The sequence below is a fragment of the Actinomyces sp. zg296 genome, from assembly GCF_009829695.1.
GTDB classification, from domain to species: Bacteria; Actinomycetota; Actinomycetes; order Actinomycetales; family Actinomycetaceae; genus Actinomyces; species Actinomyces marmotae.
The window spans coordinates 78978-100013 of the sequence record NZ_VWPG01000008.1; the positions used below are offsets into that span (position 1 = coordinate 78978).

A 21036-nucleotide genomic window follows, 5' to 3' on the forward strand; every position below is an offset into this window, starting at 1 on the left:
GAGTCCTTCAGGATCGGGCGGGTGAGGTGGTCTGAGGGCCCGGGTGCGGGCGGTCAGGGCCCGGCAGTGGTGCCAGGCGCTGGCACAGCGCGGTGGCAACGGCCGGCGGGACGTAGGGGGCGATGTCGCCGCCGTGGGCTGCGATGTCCTTGACCAGGGAGGAGGAGACGTGGGCGTGGGCCGGGGAGGCGATGAGCAGGACCGTCTCGGGCCCGCCGAGCTCCCGGTTGGCCAGCGCCATGGGCGCCTCGGCGTCGAGGTCGGCACCGTTGCGCAGGCCCTTGACGATGGCCCTGGCCCCTCGCTCCCGGCAGAAGTCGGCGAGCAGCCCGGGGATGATCTCGACGCGCGCGCCCTCGATGCCCTCGACGGCGCCGCGGGCGAGTCTCACGCGGGTGTCGATGTCGAGCAGGTGGCGCCCGGCCTTGGCGGCGTTGTGGGCGATGCCGAGGATGACCTCGTCGAAGAGGGCGGCCGCACGGCGGATGACATCCAGGTGCCCCAGGGTGATGGGGTCGAAACTGCCCGGGTAGACCGCCAGGGCGCTCGCGAGGGGCGCCGCCGGCGGGGGCGGTGGGGCGGACTCGGACGGCATGGGCATGGCCCCACGCTAGCGGCGGGGCCGGCGCGCGTGCGGGACGCGCGCCGGAGGGAGCCGGGCGGGCCGACGCGGGGTCGCGTAGGCTCCGGCCCATGACGAGGATCGTGGCGGGCAGCGCCGGTGGCCGGCGGCTTGAGGTGCCGGTGTCGGGGACGCGCCCCACCTCCGAGCGCGTGCGCGAGGCCCTGTTCTCCCGCCTGGAGCACCTGGGGGTGGTCGATGGCGCTCGCGTGCTGGACCTGTGCGCGGGCTCGGGGGCCCTGGGACTGGAGGCGGCGAGCCGGGGGGCCGTCGAGGTGGCGCTGGTGGATTCGGCGCCGGGCGCGGTGGCCGCGTGCCGGCGCAACGCGCGCTCACTGGGGTTGGCGGGCGTGCGGACGGTCAGGGCGAGCGCCGCGGGGTATCTGGCCGGCGTCGCGGGGGCGCCGGTGGACCTGGTGCTCATCGATCCGCCCTACGGCATGGACGCGGCGGGCCTCGGCGCGATCCTCGCCCCGCTGACGCGCGCGGAGGACCCGTGGCTGGCCGAGGCCTCGGTGGTCGTCGTCGAGCGGGCCGCGCGCTCGGGCGAGCCGGAGTGGCCCGCGGGCCTGCGCCGCTTCGCCTTGAAGAAGTACGGCGAGACCACGGTCTGGTTCGCCGAGCCCGACCCCGACGACGGCTGATCGCCCGTGCTGGCGGGCCGCGTCGCCGCCCCGGGCGTCCTGCTGCCATCGGCGGCAGCCCCCGGGCTCCTCGGCGGCGGAGAGCCCCTCCCCCATGAGCGGCGGCGCTCAGGAGCGCTCAAGGTAGGCGCGGGCCTCGTCGTCGAGGCGGTCGGCGATGGCGGCCGCGAGCGCGCGGTGCTCGGCCAGCGCCGGGTCGGCGGCGATGATGGTCTCGGCCTGGGCGCGGGCGCGCTCGATGAGGGCGGCGTCGCGGCGCGCCCGCAGCAGGTCGAGGTCACTGCGGCGCCCGGATTGGGCGGCGCCCAGGACATTGCCCTCGCTGCGCAGATCGAGGTCGGCCTCGGCCAGCGCGAAACCGTCGAGGGTGGAGGCGAAGGCGCGCAGCCGGTGGTAGGCGGGCGAGCCGACCTCGGCCCCGGTGACGGCCATGCACACCGAGGGCCTGCCGCCCCGGCCCACACGCCCGCGCAGCTGGTGGAGCTGGGACAGGCCGAAGCGGTCGGCGTCGAGGATGACCATCATGGTGGCCTCGGGGACGTCGACCCCGACCTCGATGACCGTGGTGGCCACGAGCACGGGGGCGGTTCCCGAGGCGAAGGCCCGCATGGCGGCGTCTTTCTCCGCCGAGGTCATGCGACCGGTCAGGGCGCCGACCCCGGCCCCGCCCAGGGCGGGCTCGCGGGCGAGGCGCTCAGCCCAGTCCTCGACGGCGGCGAGCGCCCGGTCGGGGGCGCCATCCCCCGCTCCCCCGGCGGGGCCATCGAGCGGGTCTCCGGCGGGGGGCTCCGGGGCCTCCTCCCCCGTCGTGGCGCCGTCGCCGGCCTCGATGCGGGGGCAGACCACGTAGACCCGCCCACCGCCGGCGATCTCGGTGGCGGCGCGGCGCCACAGCCCCTCCACCCAGCTCTGGCGCTCCCAGGGCACGAGGAAGGTCTCCACGGGGCTGCGCCCGGCGGGCAACTCGTCCAGGACGCTCGTGGCGAGGTCCCCGAAGACGGTCATGGCGATGGTGCGCGGGATGGGGGTCGCGGTCATGACGAGCAGGTGGGGGGTGCGGACCTGGCCGGTGGCGGGGTCGGTGATGCCGGGGCGCTCGCGCAAGGCGTCGCGCTGGGCCACGCCGAAGCGGTGCTGCTCATCGACGACGACGAGCCCGAGGAAGGGCGTCCGAACGGTCTGGGAGAGCAGGGCGTGGGTGCCCACAACGATGCCGGGCTCCCCTGCGGCCAGCGCGGCGAGGATGCGGCGCCGCTCGGGGACAGGGGTGGAACCGGTGAGAAGGTGGAGCGCCGTGGTGGGGGCGGGCGCCTGGCCGGGCCCGGTGAGCAGGGAGGACTCAAGGGTGCCCGCGCTGGCCAGGGAGCCGAGCAGCGCGGCGAGGGAGTCGCGGTGCTGGGCGGCCAGGACCTCGGTGGGGGCGAGGAGGGCGGCCTGCCCCCCGCCGCCGACCACCTGGGCCATGGCGCGCAGGGCGACGAGGGTCTTGCCGGAGCCGACGTCGCCCTGGAGGAGGCGCTGCATGGGGGTGGCGGAGGCCAGGGCGGCGGCGAGCTCGTCACCGACGCGCCTCTGGCCCTCGGTGAGTGAGAAGGGCAGGGAGGCGTCGAGGGCGGCCCGCAGGCTCCCGCTGGCCTCTGGCTCGGGCCAGGCGACGGCGGTGCGGGTGGCGGCGTGCTCGGCCCGCCGCTGCGCCAGCGCGGTCTGGGTGACGAGGGCCTCCTCATGGCGCAGGCGAGCCCGGGCGGCCTTCCACTGGGAGGGGTCCTGCGGCATGTGGACCCACCGGTAGGCGGTCAGGGCGTCGATGAGGCCCTCGGAGTCGCGCAGGTCGGCGGGGATGGGGTCGGGGACGTCCTCGGGGCCGAGCTGGTCGAGGACGGCGCGCACGGCCTTGGCGACCCGCCAGGAGGGCAGGGCGTCGGTGGCCGGGTAGATGGGGACGGGGCGGGCCAGGAGGGCCTCTCGCTCGGCGTCGTCGAGATCGGTGAGGACCTGGAAGCGGGGGCTGGCGAGCTGGCGACGGCCCTGCCGCATGCCGACCTTGCCGCTGAGCAGGACGGTGGAGCCGGGGGCGAGCTGGGCGGCGTGGGCGCTCATGAGCCCGGCGGCGCCGAAGAGGACGACGTCCATGAGGCCGGAGCCGTCGGTGACGGTGGCCTCGAGGATGGCTGGCGGCCGACCGGAGCGCGTGCGGCGGGCCGCCGAGCGGACGACCTCGGCCTGGAGAGTGGCCTGCTCTCCCTCGACGAGGGTGGCGAGGTCGGTGAGCTCGCCCCAGGTGTCGTAGCGGCGCGGCAGGAGGCGCAGGAGCCCGGCCACGGTGGTGGCGCCCTGCTTGGCGAGCTGGTCGGCGGTGCGCTTGCCCAGGACCTTGTCAAGCGGGCGGAGCAGGAAGGGGACAGAGCCGGGCGGACGGTGCGTGGCGCCGGGGGCGCCGGCGGCTGGGCCGTGGGGCGGGCTCGGACTCATGGGCGCTTCCTCACCGCGTCATTCGAAGGCGAGGAGCACGTCGGGGGTGGGCTGGTCGCCGGCAAGGACGATGACCTCGACGGCGTCCGCGCTGTCCGCGGCGCCGCCGCCGTCCTCCCCGCCGTAGGGGTCGGCGGCGGCCCCGGTGGGGCGCTGGGCCGCCTCGCGGGCCATGAAGCCGACGTCGGGGAGGGCGGAGCGGCCCAGGATGACGGTGAGGATCTCGTCGTCTGCGCGCAGGGAGGCGGTGACGGCGCGGGCGACGGCGTCGGGCTCGGCGGCGGCCCCGTTCAGCGCGGTGGTGCGCACGTGGGCGGCGGCGCGCCAGGCGCGGCGGGCCAGATCGCCGATCTGGACGCCCTCGCGCTCGGCCTGGCCGGCCAGGGCGACGGTGGCGGCGAGGACCTGGGCCTCGTCGTCGGTATCGCCGATGGTCAGGTGGGTGCCCTCCGCCCCGCCGGGGGACGCGCTGGCGGCGCGGGCCGCCAGGGCCCGGGCGGCCTCGTGAGCGGCGGTGGTGGCGGCGTCGTCGCAGGGCAGGACGATGACCTCGTCGGCGCCGAGGTCCCCGGCGGCGCGGGTGATGCCCTCGCGCCTGGGATCGAGGACGACAGCGGCACCGGCGCGGGCGAGCTGCTCGATGAGGCCGGGGGCGCGGGTGCAGGCGATGACGCCGATGCGCGAGGCGGGGCGCGGGTGGGAGGGGCGCGGGACCGGCCCACCGGCGCCCCGGCGGGCGCGGCGCGCGGCGAGCCGCTCGAAGGAGACGACGCGGCTGTCACCTCCGCCGGCCTCCAGCCAGGGGGCGGGGGGCTCGTCGGCCTCGGCGATGAGCGGGGTGGGCGCGAGATGGTGGACGCAGATCTGGCGGGCGCGGCCGGCCCGGGGCAGGGCAGCTCGGGGGGTGTCGGTGTGGACGTGGACTTGGAAGAGGCCCACGCCGAGGGCGTCGGGGGTGCCGACGACGCCCACGGAGTCGCCGATGCCCTCCAGGGTGGCGCGCAGGCGGGAGGCCTGGGCGCTGGTGGCCTCCAGGAGGTACATGACCTCGAACTCTCCGGTGGACACGTGCTCGGGCGCGCCCTGGTGGGGGGCGCCGGCGGCGAGATCGGTGAGCATCTGGAGGGACACGTCGGTGGCGGGGCTGGGGACGGGGCCCGGCGCGGGGCCGGCGGCGGTGTCGAGGGTGTCGGCGAGGCTGGTGAGCAGCAGCATGAGGGCGGCGCCGCCGGCGTCAACGGGGCCGTGCCCCAGCCCCCCGGTCTCGACGACGCTCTCCTGGGCGCCGAGGGCGGCGGCGGTGGCGATAAGGACCGGGGTGGCGGGCTGCTCGGGGCCGGCGGCGGCGAGGGCGTCGCGGGCGGCCGAGGCGGCGTCGGAGGCCACGGTGAGCAGGGTGCCGGTGACGGGCCGGGAGACGGCCGCCCAGGTGCTGGAGGCCATCTGCTCCAGGGCGTGGACGAGCTCGACAGGGCGCAGCCCGGCGGGATCGGGGGCGCTCGCGAAGGCCTCGGCCAGGGCGGCCAGGGCCTGGGAGACGAGGAGTCCGGAGTTGCCGCGCGCGCCGCGGATGGCGCCGTCGGCGATGGCCCGGCTGGTCTGGGCGGCATCGGCGCCAGGGGGCAGGAGCCCGACGGCGTCGAGGGCGGAGCGCAGGGTGAGCAGGACGTTGGTTCCGGTGTCGGCGTCTGGGATGGGGAAAACGTTGAGGGAGTCCACCAGGTTCCGGGAGCGCTCCGCGACGGAGGCGGCCAGGGCGAGCCAGCGGCGCAGGGCCGGGGCGTCCAGGCGGGGGGCGGGGCCGGGGTCGTTGATGGCGCGTGGTCCCATGGCGGCGTCCTCCCCAGTTGCTCATGCGCGCGCCCGATCGGCGGCGCGCCTGGGGACCAGGGTACCGTCGTCGTGTGCCTGAGCCCACGCCGGCGCTGGTTGGGGCCCGGCGCGCGGTTCCGCTATTGTGTCCTGGTTGCCCGAGGCGCGGCCTCGGGCGGTAAGACCTGGCGCGGGGCCGAGGAGGCCCCAGCGTTGAAGCAAGGAAGATCAGGAGAGATCCGTGGCTGCTGTGTGCGACGTCTGCGGCAAGGGCCCCATCTTCGGCAAGAGCGTCTCGCACTCCCACGTGCGGACCAACCGCCGGTGGAACCCGAACATCCAGCGCGTGCGCGCGCTCGTGAAGGGCGCCCCTAAGCGCCTCAACGTGTGCACGTCCTGCCTCAAGGCCGGCAAGGTCACGCGCAACGTCTGAGCGCGCGCCCACCCGCAGAGGCCCAACGTCGAGGCCGTCGCCCCCTGGGGCGGCGGCCTTCGTCATGCGCGAGCGAAGTCCGCTGAGGGGCCTCACCCGCCGAAGTGATCCCAGCCGAGGCCGGCCCCGGGGGCGCGACCTCCCACGCGCGCGCCCGGCGACTCGCCGTCGCCCACCTCGCGCACGCGCCCGATGACCCGCGCCCCGTCCGGGAGCCTGTCGGCACCGGCGGGCGCACCCAGGGCCTCCGCGGGCACCGTGGCCAGCATCCCGTGGTCCTCTCCCCCGGTGAGAGCCCACGCGCGGGCCATCGCCCAGGCGGCGGCCTCGTCATCGGCGAGCAGGCGGGCCACCGGCATAAGCGAGGCCACCGCGTCCGCGAGGGCGCCCTCTCCTGTCGCGGGCTCGTCGAAATCGAGGATGACTCCGCTCGCGCGGGCGATCCTGTCGCCATCGCGCAGCAGGGAGTCCGAGACGTCCATCATCGCGCTCGCGCCGGAGCGCGCCAGGGCGGGGCCGGCTTCCAGGGGCGGCCGGGGCGCGCGGAAGGCCTCCAGGCAGGCGCGCGCCTGAGCGCGGGTGCCCGCGTCGACGGCGCGGGGAAGGCCCGCGAGCGCCGGCCCCCGCCCCGGGAGGCCCGGGGCCTCCCCGACCCCGATCCCAGCGCTGAGCAGGGCCAGTCCCGCGGCGCTTCGCCCGGGGGTGCCCACGTGGACGATCGCGTCCCCAGGCCGCGCCCCGGAGCGGGTCACGGGGGCGCGGCCCTGGAGATCACCCAGGACGGTCACGGAGATGACGATGGCGCGGCCGCCCACGAGGTCGCCGCCGACCACGCCGGCGCCGCACTCGGCGCAGGCCTCGCCCAGGCCGGCGACCATCCCCTCCACCCAGGCGACCGGCGTGGTCCCCGGCATGGCCAGCCCCACGGTCAGCGCGGTGGGCCGGGCCCCCATGGCGGCGGCATCAGCGAGGTTTTGGGCGGCGGCACGGCGGCCCACCTGCTCCGGCGTGGACCAATCGAGTCGGAAGTGCCGTCCCTCGACGAGCATGTCGGTGCTCACGGCGTAGCGGCCGTCCGGCGCGGCGAGGACGGCGCAGTCATCGCCCGTGCCGACGACCTCGCCCACCGCGTGGGGCAGCAGGGGGGCGAAGCGGGCGAGCAGGCCCTCTTCGCCGAGGTCCGCGACGGTCAGGCGCGCCTCGTCCCCGCCCCGCCCCTGGGCGCGCGGGTCCTGCGCGCCCGCTCCCTCAGCGGTTGACATCCACGGGGCGGGCCAGAGCCAGCTCGATGAGCTCGGTGACGAGTTCGGGGTAGGTCATGCCGCTCTTGCGCCACATGTAGGGGTACATGGAGAAGGGCGTGAACCCGGGCATCGTGTTGACCTCGTTGACGATCGCCCGCCCGTCGGGGGTCAGGAAGAAGTCCACGCGCGTCAGGCCCTCGGCGCCGATGGCCTCGAAGGCGCGGGCGGCGGTGCCCATGAGGAGCTCGCGCTCCTGGGCGGTGATGGGCGCCGGGCAGACCATGGCGACGGCGTCGTGCGCCAGGTACTTCGTCTCGTAGTCGTAGAACTCGCCGGCGCCGCGGGCGGCGTCCATGGCGATCTCGCCGGGCTCGGCCACGCGCGGGGCGTCGTCACCGTGGCCCCCCAGGACGGCGACCTCGATCTCGCGGCCCTCAATCCCGGACTCCACGAGCACCTTGGGGTCCACCTCGCGGGCGGCCTCGATGGCGGCGCGCAGGCGCTCGGGGGACTCCACGCGGGTGATTCCCAGGGACGAGCCCGCTCGGGCGGGCTTGACGAAGAGCGGGTAGGAGAGCTCCTGACAGGCGGCGAGGATCGCCTCGGGATCGCGCTTCCAGGCGCGCGGGCCGACGACGACGTGCGGCGCGGTGGCGATCCCGGCATCAGCGAGGAGGACCTTGGTGACCTGCTTGTCCATGCCCGCCGCGGAGGCCAGGACTCCGCAGCCCACGTAGGGCAGGCCCAGCATCTCCAGCATTCCCTGGATGGTGCCGTCCTCGCCGTAGGGGCCGTGCAGGAGGGGCAGGACGACGTCGATCTCCTCCAGGACGCTGGGGCCGGTCTTGGTCAGGGCCACCGGCGCTCCCCCTCCCATGCGCATGGCGAGCTCGCCGCGGCCCATGCCCTCGGCGGTGACGCGCACGGGCGGGGCGTCGTCCCGGAGTTCCAGGGCGGCGGGGTCGTCATCGACGAGGACCCACCGCCCCTCCATGGTGATGCCGATGGGCACGACCTCGTAGCGATCCCGGTCGATGGCGGACAGGACCCCGGCGGCGGTGGCGCAGGAGATCGTGTGCTCACCGCTGCGCCCCCCGAAGACGACTGCGACGCGAGGGCGCCTGCCGGACGCGGGACGAGCGCGGGCGGCAGGCGCCCCGGGGGCGTCGACGGCGGGTTCTGCGGCGGAGGGAGCGGCGGGTTCCAGGGTCTCAGACATGGGCCCAGGCTACCCGCCGCTCACTGCCGTCACAGGCTCAGAGGGACGCGGGCCGTCGCTTGGATCGGACCCTGCGGGCCGCCTCCCAGGCGACTCCCAGGAGGAAGACGACGCCTCCACTGATGAGGAAGACATCCGATCCCATCCCACCGGTGAGCGGGAGCATCGGCACCGGCGATTTGGAGTTCTCGAAAGGCTTACTGAAGTTGTGATGAGGAGCGCCCTCGTGGGTGATGAAGTTCTGCGCGCGCTTGTTAAGCACGTAGCCCGCGGGAGCCTTGGACTCCCTGAGCTTCCGCCAGGTGTTCGCCAGGGGGAGGTTCTGGACATCGAAAGCGCCCGGCTTCGGATCGCGGTCGTAGAGAGCCGTCGCGCCGTTGCCGCCCTGAGGAGCGCATGAGTCCGCGTTATCAGCGACGCAGTCGGTGATGACCGTGCCGGCGGGGATGCCCTCGCCGCTCATCTCCCATTCGGATCCGGCCAGGGCCTGGCGGGTGTCGGCGTCGATCTTGGTCCACGTGACCCGCCCTCGGCGGTCCTCACCAACGGTGCAGGCATCGTTGTTGGCATCGCCATCGGAGTCCTGCTCCATGGTGACCTTGTTGTAGAGGCCCTTCGTGGAGTCGGCGGCGGCCCCGCCCGTCTGGCACTGGCCGAGGAGCTCAAAGCTTCCCGAGTCCATGGCCGTGGGATCAAGGCTGTACGTGATGACCACCTCGTGGGTCTTGGAGGCCTTGACGTCGAGCTCATCGCCTCGGGTCACGTAGTACCCGGCCTGATTCTTCTCCACCTTGACGCCGTCGACCTCGACCTTGTCGATTGAGAATCCTTGGGGCGTGGAGGGGATGTCCACGACCTCCGGGGATGTCCCCCGACCCGTGCCCGTGTTCGTTACCGTCACGCTGTAGGTGCGACGCAGGGTGCTCGCAGTGGAGCCGACGACGAAACTGCCGTCAGAGGTCTCCTTCTTCACGGAGAAAGCGGGGAGCTCAGCGGGGAAGGTGTTGGTCGCCTTGATCTTGACATCGGCCTCGGAATCCAGTTTGAACGTCAGGGTGACCTCACCGTTCGGGCCCGGGGTGAGGGTGGCCCCTGAATCGGGATTCTGGATCTCATAGGCCACCGTCACGCCTTTGGGGACATCCTTCTCCCTGATTGTGCACCTGGCTGAGGACTTGGTTGTGGCGCTGGTGGTCTTCTCGCCGGCGGACACGGCGGGCAGCGGGGCGAACTGGTCCCCCAGGCACTTGTACTCGAAGGAGTACTTGGTCCCGTCGGGGGCGGGCCCGCTCACTTCCTTCTGGATGGAGAACTTGACCTGCTTGCCGGAGCCCTCTCCGCCAGCGTCAGGGACCTCTGCCTCACCGGGCACATCATAGTCGGGGCCTTTAACGACATCGGGGCCGTTCTTAACCTTCGCGGTGTTATGGAGCTTCGCGTAGTCCTTGTAATTGGGGTCGAGAGTTCCATAGATCTTCATAAAGTACGACTCGTAGCGATCAATGTAGTTGCCGTCCGCGTTCTTGTTGATCGTCACCCTGATGCCGCGCTCACCGAATTTCTCACAGGTGTACCTGCTCTTGTCGAGGAAGTTCTTGTTGTACACCACTTTGTCGTACGGGCGCGGCGTGATGTTGTCAATAGTCAATTTATCGCAGCTGAGAACATAGCCCTCACCACCCGGGTCCTCGATCACCGGCTGGGCATCAGAGTAGTTCTGCTTCGTGGCGCTGCCAATACCGAGACTCCAGACGACTTGATTCCTCCCTGAGTCGACCTGGCCGTACTTGGAACTGACGGCGAATGTGCCGGCCGGGGGCTCAGGCAGGAGCTCGGACTTCAGCGTCGCCTCACCCCTGCACCCCTTGAAGAGGAGGTCGTGCTTGCCGACAGCCGCCCCCTGCGTCCACACGATGTTGATGAACGCGGACCCCGACACCGAGCCGTGGGTACTCACGTAACTACCGAGGGTGAGCGTGACCGTGGCGCCCTTGCCAGGCCCCCAGGTGACAGTGCCGACCTTCTCACCCGAGCCGTCATAGACGTCGAAAGGCTTCAGAAGGGGGTAGACCTCGACGAGGTCCGGCAGGGTCATCGTGATGGTGTCGCCTGGATTGGCGTCGGCGTCAACCGTCCATTTCCACTGGAGGCGGGCCAGCTGGCCGCCCCTGCTCTGGTAAGTTTTCTCACCATTGACGTCGACGATGTTGGGCCCCGGCTGCCAGGCGAACTCAGACAAGCTGCCAGCACAGGAGTTGACGGCCGACGCGCGGGGCAGCGCGCCGGGGAGCACCGGGAGCACGAACAACAATGACGCCATGGCGACGACGATCAGGACCATCGACGCTCTCGACGTCATTCGACCTCGGCGATGGCGCGAGATCCGGTCATGGGATAGGGATGGCAAGAGCATTCCTCCACATCTTTCAACCCTAATACGACAGAGGAGGCATGCGGGCACCCCAGGGGAATGGGCGCCCTAAACACCGACCATCAATCTACCCCCGGCCGAAGATAAACTCGGCGGAGTTACCGCAACGAGACCGAAAATAGATGGCATTGTTGCTCACCCCTCCCTCTCATCCCACTGAGCGGACGATCATTCATCTCCTTCGAAGCTGCGAGGCGCTTACCGGCTCGGCCCGCGAGCGGCCCGGGACGTGCCATGGGACACAAGGCGCTATTGTCGTCCCACCACTGCCCACGAGGAGGAACCATGACCACCGCGCCCAGCCGCCGCATCTTCACCGCCTCCGGCCTCGTATCCCTGTCCTCCCTGGCGCTGGCCTCCTGCGGCTCCGCCGCCGACCCCGCTCCCCCCACCCCCAGCGCCCCGGGCGCGGCCCCGGCCACCAGCGCCGCCGCGGATGGCGCCGCCGCCACCGGGCCGACCTCCACCGGGCCGATCCCCACCGGCGAGCCCCTGCCCACCGCCACGACGATCGCCACCGCCTCGGAGTCATCCGCCACGGGCGCCGACGCGCCCTGGGTGGAGACGGGCTCCGCACAGGCGTCCAGCGACGCGGCGAGCCTCCTAGTGACCGGCGTGCGCACGGGGACGCATGAGGACTACGACCGCGTCGTCGTCGACCTGAGCGGCGAGGGGACGCCCGGCTGGCGGGCGGACTGGGTCGCCGACGCGGGCACGCAGGGCAAGGGCGACCCGATCCAGCCCTCCGGCGACCACATCCTGCGGATCTTCGGAACGGGCGCGCGCATGCCCTCCACCGCTGAGGAGATCGCGTCGGTGCAGAAGACCCTCAGCGCGGAGGTGGGCATGCCGGCGATCGCCTCGGTCTACTACGACCCGACCGTCGAGGCCCAGTACCAGCTGGTCCTGGGCACCACATCGCGGTCCTACCGGATCTTCGCGCTTAACTCTCCCACGCGCCTGGTCGTGGACGTCAAGCATCCCTGAGCGGCGCGTCCCGCCCTCCCGCTCCCGGGGCGGGAGGGCGGCCCTTTAGTCGATCCGCTCGCCGTGGACGCCCTCGGTCTTGCGGGGGCGCGCCAAGAGCGCGTCATTGACCTCCTCGACGCTCGCCGCCCCCTCCACGACGGCCACCACTCCCGCAGTGATCGGCATCTCAACGCCGTGCCGGGCGGCGAGATCGAGGACGGCGCGCGCGGACTTAGCGCCCTCGGCCACGCCCCGCGAGGCCGAGGCGGCCTCGTTCACGCTCATGCCCTCGCCGAGGTGACGGCCGAAGGACTGGTTGCGGCTCAGTGGCGAGGAGCAGGTGGCCACGAGGTCGCCCATCCCGGCCAGGCCCGCGAAGGTCTCGGGGCTCGCGCCCAGGGCCAGGCCCAGGCGGGTGATCTCCACCAGGCCCCGGGTGATGATCGTGGCCTTGGAGTTGTCGCCGTAGCCCCGGCCGGCGGCCATACCGACGGCCAGCGCGATCACGTTCTTGACCGCCCCGCACAGCTCAACGCCGAGCACGTCGGTGTTCGTGTAGGGGCGGAAGGCGGCGGTGGCGCAGGCGGCGGCCACGCGCACGGCCAAGCCCTCGTCCGCCGCGGCGATGACGGTGGCGGTGGGCTGCCGCGCGGCGATCTCGTCGGCGAGGTTGGGGCCGGAGACCACGGCGAGGCGCTCAGGCCCCGCCTGGAGGGCCTGGCCCAGGACCTCGCTCATGCGCATCCCGGTGCCCAGTTCAATGCCCTTCATGAGGGAGACGACGGCGACGCCCTCCTCAAGGCGCCCGGCGAGGGGGGCGACGATCCCCCGGGCGGCCTGGGAGGGCACGGCGACGACCAGCATCTGCGCGCCCCTGACGGCCTGGGCCATGTCCGTCGTCGCCCGCACGTCGGCGGGCAGGCGCAGGCCGGGCAGGTAGCGCTCGTTGGCGCCGGCGTTGATCTCCTCGGCGATCTCAGCCCGGCGCGCCCAGATGGTCGCGCTGCCGCCGGCCTCGGCGATGAGGGAGGCGAAGGCGGTGCCCCAGGCCCCTGAGCCGATAATGGCGGCGCGGGCCGGCGCCCCCTGGCCGGTCACCGCCCGGCCTCCTCCGACTCGACGCGGCCGCCCGGGGCATCACCGGCCCCGGGCTCGGGCCGGGCGGCCACCCCGGGGGCCGCCCCCGGGTCCGGGTCGGGCCGGCGCTCACCATAGGCCCCGGGGCCGTGGTCGATGTCGTAGCGCGGGTCGAAGGGGCGGGGCGCCTTCTCGCCCCGGATGACCTCGAGTTCGGCGGTGATGGCGCGCATGATCTCAGCGGTGCAGGCGCGCACGGCGTCGTGGTCGTCGGTGTCGCTGCCGAAGCGGGTGAGGTCCAGCGGCTCGCCCACGCGCACCGTGACGGGCTTGGGCGGGAAGGGGTGGAAGGCGTCGGTGCAGGTGTCCATGATGTCCTGCCCGCCCCACTGCGCCATGGGGATGACGGGCACGCCGGTGCTCATGGCCAGGCGGGCCGCGCCGGTCTTGCCGACCATCGGCCACTTCAAGGGGTCGCGGGACAGGGTGCCCTCGGGGAAGATCATGATGACGCCGCCGTCGGCGAGGACCCTCTCGGCCTCGCGCAGGGCGTCGGAGGCGCTCGCCGTGCCGCGCTGAACGGGGATCTGGCCGCCGGCGCGCAGCACCTGCCCGACCACGGGGATCTTGAACAGGCTGGCCTTGGCCAGGGAGTAGGCGGGGATATCGGCGTCCACGAGCGTGCGCATGGCGGTGAGGGCGTCGATATTGGACAGGTGGTTGGCCACGGCGATGAAGCCGCCGTCGGCGGGGAAGCGCTCGACACCGGTCACGCGCTGGCGCGAGACGATCTTGAGGAAGGGGATGATCGCTCCGCGCGAGGCGAAGCGGTAGAACAGGCTCATAGGACGCTTCTGAGGCACGGCACGACTCTAGCCGGATCGGGCCCGGCCGCGCCGCCTCACCGGGCGCGGCGCCCTCGTGTCGCGCGGCGTCAGGCCAGGCGGGTCACCTTGGCGTCCAGTGAGCCCAGTTTGCTCATGAAGTGCTCGTAGCCGCGGTCGATGAGGTTGATGCCCTCCACGCGGCTCGTCCCCTGGGCGGCCAGGGCGGCGATGAGGTGGGAGAAGCCGCCACGCAGATCGGGCACGACGATATCCGCGCCGCGCAGGGGCGTGGGCCCGGAGATGACGGCGGAGTGGTAGAAGTTGCGCTGCCCGAAGCGGCAGGCGGTCCCACCCAGGCACTCGCGGTAGACCTGGATGGCCGCGCCCATCTTGCACAGGGCCTTGGTGAAGCCGAAGCGGTTCTCGTAGACGGTCTCGTGGACGATCGAGACGCCGTCGGCCTGGGTGAGGGCCACGACGAGCGGCTGCTGCCAGTCGGTCATAAAGCCGGGGTGGACGTTGGTCTCCACGACGATGGAGCGTAGGTCCCCGCCGGGGTGGTAGAAGCGGATGCCGTCGTCGCGCACGTCGAAGGCGCCGCCGACCTTCCGGAAGATGTTGAGGAAGGTCGTCATATGGCTCTGGTGGGCGCCGTGGACGAAGACGTCGCCGCCGGTGGCCAGGGCTGCGGAGGCCCAGGAGGCCGTCTCGATGCGGTCGGGCAGGGCGGTGTGCCGGTAGCCGGCGAGCTCCTCGACGCCCTCGATGTGGATGATGCGGTCGGTGTCCACGGAGATGATGGCGCCCATCTTCTGCAGCACGTCCACCAGGTCCATGATCTCGGGCTCGACGGCGGCGCCGCGCAACTCGGTGCGCCCATCGGCGCGCACGGCGGTGAGCAGGGTCTGCTCGGTGGCGCCGACGCTGGGATAGGGCAACTCGATGACGGTGCCGCGCAGGCCATCGGGCGCGGTCAGGCGGATGCCGGCCTCGAGCTTGTCGACGACGGCGCCGAAGCTGCGCAGGATGTCGAGGTGGAAGTCGATCGGGCGGTCCCCGATGCGGCAGCCGCCGAGGTCGGGGATGAAGGCCTCGCCGAGGCGGTGCAGGAGGGGCCCGCAGAACAGGATCGGGATGCGCGAGCTGCCGGCGTGGGCGTCGATATCCGCCACATGGGCCGCCTCCACGCGGGAGGGGTCGAGGCGGAGGATGCCGGCGGTCTGGTCGTAGTCCACCTGGACGCCGTGGAGGGTCAGCAGTCCGGAGACCACCTCGACATCCCGGATGAGGGGGACGTTGCCGAGCACCGACGGCGTCGTGCCGAGCAGCGCCGCGACCATCGCCTTGGGGACGAGGTTCTTCGCGCCGCGCACGGTGATCTCACCGCTGAGCGGGCGGCCGCCCTCAACCTGAAGAAGACCGTCGACCATGCCTACCTCCTTAACCCCGCGCGGCTGGGTCCGCGCTCCGCCCGGCGCAGGGACGGCGGGCCAACCAAGCATAGGCGAGGCCAGGCGCCCGGCCGACCTCCTCAGGGTGTGGGCATCTCCGCACCGCGGGCGGGGACGACCTCGGCGGGGGCCAGGTGGCGGGCGGGCAGGGTGGCGGGCTTGAAGGAGGGGCGCGCGGCCTCGTAGGCGCTGATGGCCTCCTCCTCGGTGAGGGTGAGCGAGATGTCGTCGAGGCCCTCCATGAGGCACCAGCGCACGTAGTCGTCGATGGCGAAGGTGGTGCGCAGACCCGCGCACGTCACGGAGCGCTCCTCAAGGTCCACGGTGATCTCGGTGCCGGGCTCGTTCTCGAGGATCTTCCACAGTTGCTCGCAGTCCTCGGGGCTGACGACCCCGGCCACGAGCCCTTGCTTACCGGCGTTGCCGCGGAAGATGTCGGCGAAGCGCGGGGCGAGGACGACTTTGAAGCCGTAGTCCTTCAGGGCCCACACGGCGTGCTCGCGGGAGGAGCCGGTGCCGAAGTCAGGGCCGGCGACGAGCACGGAGGCCCGCTTGTAGGCCTCCTGGTTGAGGATGAAGTCGGGCTCGCCGGCGCGCCAGGCGGCGAAGAGGGCGTCGTCGAAGCCGGTACGGGTGATGCGCTTGAGGTAGACCGCCGGGATGATCTGATCGGTGTCGACGGCGCTGCGGCGCAGCGGGGCGCCGATACCGGTGTGGCGGATGAACTTGTCCATGGTGATCCTGCTTCCCTGTCTCGTCCCGGTGTCCCTCAGGCGGCCCGGCCGGCAGTGGCGGCCCGCCCGGCCACCGGCTCCAGGTCCGCTGGGGTGGACAGCCTCCCGCGCACGGCCGTGGCGGCGGCGACGACGGGCGAGACCAGGTGGGTGCGCCCGCCCTTGCCCTGGCGGCCCTCGAAGTTGCGGTTCGACGTTGAGGCGCAGCGCTCCCCGGGGGTGAGCTGGTCGGGGTTCATGCCCAGGCACATGGAGCACCCGGCGTTGCGCCACTCGGCGCCGAAACCCTTGAAGACCTGGTCCAGGCCCTCAGCCTCGGCCTGGAGGCGGATGCGGGCGGAGGCGGGGACGACGAGCATGCGCAGGCCCGGAGCCTTGGTGCGGCCGCGCACGACCTCGGCCGCGGCGCGCAGATCCTCGATGCGCCCGTTGGTGCACGAGCCGAGGAAGACGGTGTCCACGGCGATGTCCCGCAGCGGAGTTCCGGGGGCGAGGCCCATGTACTCCAGGGCGCGCTCGGCGGCGCGGCGCTCGGTCTCGTCGGCGATGGTGGCGGGGTCGGGGACGGACGCGGAGATCGGCAGGCCCTGCCCGGGATTGGTGCCCCAGGTGACGAAGGGCTCGATGTCCGCGGCGGTGAGGACGACCTCGGTGTCGAAGACGGCGTCGTCGTCGGTGCGCAGGGTGCGCCAGTGCTCCAGCGCGGCGTCCCAGTCGGCGCCCCGCGGGGCGTGGGGGCGGTCCTTGAGGTAGGCGAAGGTCGTCTCGTCGGGGGCGATCATGCCGGCGCGCGCACCGCCCTCGATACTCATGTTGCAGATCGTCATGCGGGCCTCCATGGAGAGGCCCTCGATAGCGCGGCCCCGGTACTCGATGACGTGGCCCTGGGCCCCGTTGGTGCCGATCTTCGCGATGATGGCCAGGATGATGTCCTTGGCCCCCGAGCCGGACGGCAACTCGCCGTCGATGGTCACGCTCATGGTCTTGAAGGGGGCCACCGGCAGGGTCTGGGTGGCGAGCACGTGCTCGACCTGGCTGGTGCCGATGCCGAAGGCCAGCGCCCCGAAGGCGCCGTGGGTGGAGGTATGGGAATCCCCGCAGACCACGGTCATGCCGGGCTGGGTCAGTCCCAGCTGGGGGCCGACGGCGTGGACGATGCCCTGGTCGGCGTCACCCAGGGAGTGGATGCGGACCCCGAACTCGGCGCAGTTGGCCCGAAGCGTCTCGATCTGGGCGCGGCTGGTGACGTCGGCGATCGGCAGGTCGATGTCGAGAGTGGGGGTGTTGTGGTCCTCGGTGGCGATCGTCAGGTCCGTGCGGCGCACCGAGCGCCCGGCCAGGCGCAGCCCCTCGAAGGCCTGCGGACTGGTCACCTCGTGGATGAGGTGGAGGTCGATGTAGAGCAGGTCCGGGGCCCCGTCCGCCCCCTTCTTGACCACATGGTCCCGCCATACCTTCTCGGCGAGAGTCATTCCCATCGCATTACCCCTTCACTCAGCGTCGCTCGGCGCCGTTTCAGCGTCGCTTATTGTCTTTCGTGACACACCGTTGCTGTAGATCCTCGACATTACTTGAGATCTCAGCCCTCGGGATGGCAGTATCAGAGTATGGACGAAGCGTTGGAATCAGAGATCAGCAGCGGTGTGGGCGTCATCGACAAGGCGGCCCTCGTCATGAGCGCCCTGGAGGCGGGCCCGGCGACACTCGCCCAGCTCGTCTCCTCGACCCACTTGGCCAGGCCGACGGCCCACCGCATCGCCGTCGCCCTGGAGTACCACCGACTGGTCTCGCGCGACTCGCAGGGGCGCTTCATCCTCGGCCCGCGCCTGACCGAACTCGCCTCGGCCGCCGGCGAGGATCACCTCCTGACAGCCGCCGGCCCGGTGCTGGCGGCTTTGCGGGACAAGACGCACGAGTCCGCCCAGCTCTACCGCCGCCAGGGGGACGTGCGCGTGTGCGTGGCCAACGCCGAGCGCCCCATCGGCCTGCGCGACTCGATCCCGGTGGGGGCGACGATGTCCATGCTGGGCGGCTCGGGGGCGCAGGTGCTGCTGGCCTGGGAGGAGCCGGACAGGCTGCACAGGGGCCTGGTGGGGGCGCGCTTCAACGCCACGATGCTCTCAGCGGTGCGCCGGCGCGGCTGGGCGCAGTCCGTGGGCGAGCGAGAGCCGGGCGTCGCCTCGGTCTCGGCCCCCGTGCGCGGCGCGAGCGGCAAGGTGATCGCGGCCGTGTCGATCTCCGGGCCGATCGAGCGGATGGGCCGCCAGCCGGGCCGCGTGCACGGCGCCGTGGTCATGGCCGCCGCCCGCCGCCTGTCCGAGATCCTGCGGACCGCCGACGAGGGCTGACCCCTCCCCCCTCCCCCCCCTCGCCGAGACCGGTCGAAAATAAGAGCGAGACCGGTCGATACCGGGAGCGAGACCGGTCGATACCGGGAGCGGGGCCTCCGTGTTGGTTGCGGGTGGGCGGCGGCCAGCAGGCGGGTGGGGTCGATGATCACCAGAAGCCGCCGTACGGCTTCGTCGCGATCGAGGAGATCCATCCGCGCGAGCTGGAGAACCACGCGCGGAAGCGCATGAGAACGCGCAGCGGGCTCGACGACGAGCAGTCACTGCATGGTCTGCTCACAGGGCCGTCGTTCTCAACGCGCCGCGAACCCACCCCCTCCGCGTTCCACCCGCTCACCCAGCCGGTGGCGTGGGTCAGGGGGCGGAGGAACCACCTGCGAGACCGGCCCGTCACGCTACGGCGCCGCCGACGGCGCGGCGGTGGCCATCGTGAGCCCCGCCGTCCTCACTGGTGTCGTCCTGCGGTCGACCGTCGGCGAGGTCGGGGAACCGGTCTCGCTCCTTTTTTCGACCGGTCTCGCTCCTGTTTTCGACCGGTCTCGCTCGTGATATCGACCGGTCTCGATGGAGAGGTCTTCTAGACTCCCGGCATGCGCCGGACACTCCTCGTCACCAACGACTTCCCGCCCGTCGTGGGAGGGATCCAGTCCTATCTCGACGACTACACCCGCCGCCTACCGCCCTCGGATCTGACCGTCCTGGCCTCCACTCCCCCCGAGGGCGCCGAGGCCGCCGCGGCCTTCGACTCCGAGGCCCCCTTCGACGTCATCCGCATGCCCACCCACATGCTCCTGCCCACGCCGGGGGCGCGGAGCAGGATGCGGGGGATCATCGCCGAGCGCGGTATCGAGACCGTCTGGTTCGGCGCCGCCGCGCCGCTCGGGCTGCTTGGCCGCGCCGCGAGGCGGGCCGGCGCGAGCCGCGTCATCGCCACGACTCACGGGCACGAGGTCGGCTGGTCCATGCTGCCCGGCTCCCGCCGGCTCCTGCGCCGCATCCTCCGCGAAGCCGACGTCGTCACCTACATCTCCGAGTACACGCTCGGCCGCCTGCGCCCCTTCATGCCAGCGGGTACCCTCACCACCCATCTTCCCAGCGGCATCGACGTCGACCGCTTCCGCCCCGATCCCGCCGCCCGCGCCGCGCTTCGCGCCCGCTACCGGCTGGGGGGCGCCCCGACGGTGGTGTGCGTGTCCCGGCTCGTGGCGCGCAAGGGTCAGGACTCCCTCATCGAGGCCTGGCCGCGCGTGGTGGAGCGCGTCCCGGGGGCCCGCCTGGTCATCGTGGGATGGGGCTCTTACGCGCGCCGCCTGGCGCTCCTCAAGCGGCGCTCCCCCGTGCGCGATTCCATCATCCTGACCGGCGAGGTCCCCTACGGCGAGCTGCCCGGGCATGTGGCCATGGGGGACGTGTTCGCCATGCCCTGCCGCACGCGCGGCGGGGGCCTCGACGTCGAGGGCCTGGGCATCGTCTTCCTCGAGGCCTCCGCGGCGGGACTGCCCGTCATCGCGGGGACCAGCGGTGGCGCGCCCGAGACCGTCGTGGAGGGCGTGACTGGGAACGTGGTTGACGGGCGCGACCAGGACGCGCTCGTGGAAGCGATCGTCCGCCAACTCTCCGACGCCGATGCGCGCGCCCGGATGGGCGCCGCTGGCAGGGATCTCATGATCGATCGCTGGACGTGGCCGTCCCTGGTGGAGCGGCTGGTCCGCGCGATCGACGAGCGCTAAGGAGGCGGCGGGCCCTCCCAGTGGCTCAGGCGTGCGCCGCTCGGAGGTCGGCGATGGCCCGCTCGAAGTCCTCCAGGCTGTTGAAGTTGGAGTAGACCGAGGCGAAGCGGAGATAGGCGACCTCATCGAGCTCGCGCAGCGGCCCGAGGATCGCCAGGCCGACCTCATGGGAGTCGACGATGGCATGGCCGGTGGCGCGGATGGCCTCCTCCACCTTGTGGGCCAGCAGCGCGAGGTCATCATTGGAGACCGGGCGGCCCTGGCAGGCCCGGCGCACGCCCACGATCACCTTGTCCCGGGAGAAGGGCTCGACGGCGCCGGAGCGCTTGCGGACGGACAGGCTGGCCGTCTCGATGGTCGTGTAGCGCCGACCGCAGGCCGGGCACTCTCGGCGACGACGGATGGCCAGGCCGTCATCGGAGGTCCGGGAGTCGACCACGCGGGAGCCGTCGTGGCGGCAGAAGGGGCAGTGCACGCGGGCTCCTCGGGGTTGAAGCATGGCCTGTGACGTGGAGCCTAGGCGCCCACCGCCGTCGCCGCAAGGAGCCGCGCGCCCAGCGACCGCCCCTCTGGGCGATTCGTCAGTGGGCGGGGACGACGAGGCTCTGCCCCGGGTGGATCGTTGAGGAGTCGAGGCCATTGAGGTCGACGATCTGAGCCATGGCCTCGGACACGTCAGCCGCGCCCGTGGCGGCGGCGACGTCCCACAGGGACTGGCCCGGCTGGACCGTGGTCGTGGAGGTCTTCGCGGGGGCCATGAGACCACTGCCGATGATTCCCGCGGCGGCGGCCAGAGCGAGTAGGACGACGACCATCATCGAGACGACGGCCCAACGCATGGGCGCCGGCAGCGAGGCGAGGACTCCCCGAGAGGCCCCACGCCCAGCGCGCGCGGCACCCCCGGCGCACCCAGCATGCCCAGCGCGCGCGGCACCCCCAGCATGCCCGGCGCGCGCGGCGCCCCCACCCCGCTTGGAGGCTCCTGCCCGCCCCATCCCCTGCGCGGGCCCGGCCTGGGCCGGG

18 protein-coding genes are annotated in these 21036 nt (G+C 72.7%); 5 read left to right on the forward strand and 13 right to left on the reverse strand.

Features of this window, described 5'->3' with window-relative positions; genetic code table 11:
* Nucleotides 1-7: 7 nt before the first annotated feature.
* Nucleotides 8-601 carry a pantetheine-phosphate adenylyltransferase gene (coaD, locus tag GVV76_RS07855; RefSeq protein ID WP_236263310.1) on the reverse strand — a complete coding sequence of 198 codons (594 nt, stop codon included), beginning with the start codon at nucleotides 599-601 and terminating at the stop codon, nucleotides 8-10.
* A gap of 92 nt (nucleotides 602-693) precedes the next feature.
* Here coaD and rsmD point away from each other — a divergent pair, with 92 nt between their 5' ends.
* Complete coding sequence (gene rsmD, locus GVV76_RS07860) at nucleotides 694-1266, forward strand: 16S rRNA (guanine(966)-N(2))-methyltransferase RsmD (RefSeq protein WP_159626214.1); 573 nt, start codon at nucleotides 694-696, stop codon at nucleotides 1264-1266.
* Between the two features lie 108 nt (nucleotides 1267-1374).
* Here the strand turns inward: rsmD and GVV76_RS07865 are convergent, their stop codons facing one another.
* Nucleotides 1375-3738 carry an ATP-dependent DNA helicase RecG gene (locus GVV76_RS07865; protein ID WP_236263312.1) on the reverse strand — a complete coding sequence of 788 codons (2364 nt, stop codon included), beginning with the start codon at nucleotides 3736-3738 and terminating at the stop codon, nucleotides 1375-1377.
* Nucleotides 3739-3756: 18 nt separating this feature from the next.
* A complete protein-coding gene (locus GVV76_RS07870) occupies nucleotides 3757-5568 on the reverse strand; it encodes a DAK2 domain-containing protein (protein WP_159626216.1) in 1812 nt (603 codons plus the stop codon).
* Between the two features lie 223 nt (nucleotides 5569-5791).
* On the opposite strand from GVV76_RS07870, the gene rpmB reads away from it, so the two are divergent.
* Nucleotides 5792-5983 (forward strand): 50S ribosomal protein L28, encoded by a 192-nt coding sequence (gene rpmB / locus GVV76_RS07875; RefSeq protein ID WP_017178316.1) that lies wholly within the window; start codon nucleotides 5792-5794, stop codon nucleotides 5981-5983.
* Nucleotides 5984-6075: 92 nt separating this feature from the next.
* Here rpmB and GVV76_RS07880 read toward each other — a convergent pair whose 3' ends face one another.
* Genes GVV76_RS07880 through GVV76_RS07890 form a run of 3 tightly spaced genes read right to left on the reverse strand, consistent with a single transcriptional unit; the run spans nucleotide 6076 to nucleotide 10805 of the window.
* On the reverse strand, nucleotides 6076-7245 hold the full coding sequence (locus tag GVV76_RS07880; RefSeq protein ID WP_159626217.1) for a thiamine-phosphate kinase: 1170 nt from the start codon (nucleotides 7243-7245) through the stop codon (nucleotides 6076-6078).
* The gene (locus GVV76_RS07885) at nucleotides 7232-8446 is read right to left on the reverse strand and encodes a D-alanine--D-alanine ligase family protein (protein ID WP_159626220.1); all 1215 of its coding nucleotides are present in this window, start codon (nucleotides 8444-8446) and stop codon (nucleotides 7232-7234) included. Before GVV76_RS07885 ends, GVV76_RS07880 begins: the two co-directional genes overlap by 14 nt.
* Before the next feature lie 37 nt (nucleotides 8447-8483).
* Nucleotides 8484-10805, reverse strand: a complete 2322-nt coding sequence (locus GVV76_RS07890; protein WP_159626222.1) for an Ig-like domain-containing protein — start codon at nucleotides 10803-10805, stop codon at nucleotides 8484-8486.
* A 357-nt stretch (nucleotides 10806-11162) separates the two neighbouring features.
* Between GVV76_RS07890 and GVV76_RS07895 the strand changes: the two genes are divergently transcribed.
* Nucleotides 11163-11864, forward strand: a complete 702-nt coding sequence (locus GVV76_RS07895; protein ID WP_159626224.1) for an AMIN-like domain-containing (lipo)protein — start codon at nucleotides 11163-11165, stop codon at nucleotides 11862-11864.
* A 45-nt stretch (nucleotides 11865-11909) separates the two neighbouring features.
* Here the strand turns inward: GVV76_RS07895 and GVV76_RS07900 are convergent, their stop codons facing one another.
* The 5 genes from GVV76_RS07900 to leuC form a co-directional block, all read right to left on the reverse strand.
* Nucleotides 11910-12944: an NAD(P)H-dependent glycerol-3-phosphate dehydrogenase gene (locus tag GVV76_RS07900; protein WP_159626226.1), complete on the reverse strand. Its 1035-nt coding sequence runs from the start codon at nucleotides 12942-12944 to the stop codon at nucleotides 11910-11912.
* Complete coding sequence (locus tag GVV76_RS07905) at nucleotides 12941-13768, reverse strand: lysophospholipid acyltransferase family protein (protein ID WP_236263314.1); 828 nt, start codon at nucleotides 13766-13768, stop codon at nucleotides 12941-12943. The genes GVV76_RS07900 and GVV76_RS07905 overlap by 4 nt, the downstream gene beginning before the upstream one ends.
* Nucleotides 13769-13857: 89 nt before the next feature.
* Nucleotides 13858-15180 carry a UDP-N-acetylglucosamine 1-carboxyvinyltransferase gene (murA, locus tag GVV76_RS07910; protein WP_159523461.1) on the reverse strand — a complete coding sequence of 441 codons (1323 nt, stop codon included), beginning with the start codon at nucleotides 15178-15180 and terminating at the stop codon, nucleotides 13858-13860.
* Between the two features lie 101 nt (nucleotides 15181-15281).
* Complete coding sequence (gene leuD, locus GVV76_RS07915) at nucleotides 15282-15935, reverse strand: 3-isopropylmalate dehydratase small subunit (protein ID WP_159626228.1); 654 nt, start codon at nucleotides 15933-15935, stop codon at nucleotides 15282-15284.
* Between the two features lie 35 nt (nucleotides 15936-15970).
* Nucleotides 15971-17413, reverse strand: coding sequence for a 3-isopropylmalate dehydratase large subunit (gene leuC, locus GVV76_RS07920; protein WP_159626230.1), 1443 nt, complete (start codon nucleotides 17411-17413; stop codon nucleotides 15971-15973).
* A gap of 129 nt (nucleotides 17414-17542) precedes the next feature.
* On the opposite strand from leuC, the gene GVV76_RS07925 reads away from it, so the two are divergent.
* Both GVV76_RS07925 and GVV76_RS07930 read left to right on the forward strand, forming a co-directional pair.
* A complete protein-coding gene (locus tag GVV76_RS07925) occupies nucleotides 17543-18283 on the forward strand; it encodes an IclR family transcriptional regulator (protein WP_159523466.1) in 741 nt (246 codons plus the stop codon).
* A gap of 590 nt (nucleotides 18284-18873) precedes the next feature.
* Nucleotides 18874-20013 carry a glycosyltransferase family 4 protein gene (locus GVV76_RS07930; protein WP_159626249.1) on the forward strand — a complete coding sequence of 380 codons (1140 nt, stop codon included), beginning with the start codon at nucleotides 18874-18876 and terminating at the stop codon, nucleotides 20011-20013.
* Between the two features lie 25 nt (nucleotides 20014-20038).
* Here the strand turns inward: GVV76_RS07930 and nrdR are convergent, their stop codons facing one another.
* Both nrdR and GVV76_RS07940 read right to left on the reverse strand, forming a co-directional pair.
* Complete coding sequence (nrdR, locus tag GVV76_RS07935) at nucleotides 20039-20488, reverse strand: transcriptional regulator NrdR (RefSeq protein WP_159523484.1); 450 nt, start codon at nucleotides 20486-20488, stop codon at nucleotides 20039-20041.
* 106 nt (nucleotides 20489-20594) lie between these two features.
* The gene (locus tag GVV76_RS07940) at nucleotides 20595-20852 is read right to left on the reverse strand and encodes a LysM peptidoglycan-binding domain-containing protein (RefSeq protein WP_159523468.1); all 258 of its coding nucleotides are present in this window, start codon (nucleotides 20850-20852) and stop codon (nucleotides 20595-20597) included.
* Between the last annotated feature and the right edge of the window lie 184 nt (nucleotides 20853-21036).